The sequence below is a fragment of the Allobosea sp. CER48 genome (assembly GCF_044752385.1).
Lineage (GTDB): Bacteria > Pseudomonadota > Alphaproteobacteria > Rhizobiales > Beijerinckiaceae > Allobosea.
Window position 1 is genome coordinate 1 of the sequence record NZ_JBIWYK010000734.1, and the last position, 1,078, is coordinate 1,078.

A 1,078-nucleotide genomic window follows, 5' to 3' on the forward strand; every position below is an offset into this window, starting at 1 on the left:
CGGAGAGGTCAAGGTCCGTCTCGCGACCAACGCGATCCGCCTCGATGCGCTGTCCCAACGTGTCGAGCAGATGCCGATGCGCGATGTCGATGCGGCGCCGGCACGGGCGGCTATCCATGAACTCACAGCCGAGGTCGGGCTGCTCGGCGATCTGATCCATCAGGTGGCGACCACGCTCGCCGATCACGAGACGGTGCTGGCACGCCTGCCGGAACCGGCCGCAGCGGCGGCGCCGGCCGTGCACGCCGCGCCGGAAGTCGTGCTCGATCCGGAGGCGGTGCGCCGTGCCAGGGCGGAGCAGATTGCTGCCGAGCGCGCCGCCGCGGCGAAGGCTGCGCGAGAAGCGGCTGAGGCCGAGCGCGCCGCGCTTATCGGCCGGGCGCTCAGCGAGGGGCGGCTGGAGGTCCATCTGCAGCCGATCGTCTCGCTGCCGCAGCGCCGCACCCGCGGCTATGAGGCGCTGCCGCGGCTGCGTCTCGACGAGGACACCCTGCTGCTGCCGCACGAGTTCATCGAGACGGTCGAGGCCCGTGGTTTCGGGCCCACGCTCGATGCGCTCGTCCTGACGCGCGCGCTGGCGATCGCCCGCCATCTCTCGTCGAAGGATGGCGACATCTTCGTCTCCTGCAATTTCAGCGCCGCGACCTGGAGTTCTTCGCGGGCGCTGGCGGCGCTGACGCGCATCCTCGACAAGTATCGCGATCATATCGGGCACCTCGTCGTCGAGATGCCGCAGGCCGTGTTCCGCTCGCTCGATCCGACCAGCCTCGGCCTGCTCGGATCGATGTCGGCGAATGGCGTGAGTTTCGCGCTCGACCAGCTCGTCGACCTGCGGCTTGACCCGCGGTCCCTGTTCGATCGCGGCGTCCGGTACATCAAGGCGCCGGCCGCGATGCTGCGCGACCATCTGGAGGGGAAGGTCACGAGCGACATCGCCGTGGGCGATCTTCCCGCCCTGCTCGGCCGCGCGTCGATCACCTTCGTCGCCGAGCAGGTCGAGGACAATCCGCTGGCTGCCGACATGATCGAACTCGGCGTCACGATGGGGCAGGGGACCGCCTTCTCGCCGCCCCGGCCG

1 protein-coding gene is annotated in these 1,078 nt (G+C 70.0%); it reads left to right on the forward strand.

All coding sequences use genetic code 11. The annotated features are described in order from the left end of the window. The coding region (locus tag ACIPIA_RS16875; protein WP_400511145.1) for an EAL domain-containing protein at positions 1-1,078 on the forward strand (1,078 nt) is incomplete at both ends.